Here is a 229-nt window from a genome sequence, read left to right as displayed (position 1 = left end):
GTGCGCATTTCCCCTATCAAAAACCTGGAAGATGATATCGCGCTAAGCCCCTCCGCGCTGGGCATCCGCAATATTGCGCCCCTACCCGGTAAAGGCACCCTTGGTATTGAGGTGCCGAATGTGAAAAAAAGTATTGTGTCCCCCACTGCGCTGCTGGCCTCCGAAAAGTTCCAGCAGAACAATATGGACCTGCCCATTGGCATCGGTAAAAAGATCGATAACGAAAACT

At 51.5% G+C, this 229-nt stretch carries 1 protein-coding gene; it reads left to right on the top strand.

The features are described 5' to 3' along the window. A partial coding sequence (locus KVT36_RS32505; RefSeq protein WP_305858850.1) for a DNA translocase FtsK occupies positions 1-229 on the top strand: 229 nt, incomplete at both ends.

The organism is Chitinophaga sp. GbtcB8 (genome assembly GCF_019091455.1).
GTDB lineage: Bacteria > Bacteroidota > Bacteroidia > Chitinophagales > Chitinophagaceae > Chitinophaga.
This window is presented reverse-complemented; position numbering and strand designations above follow the sequence as displayed.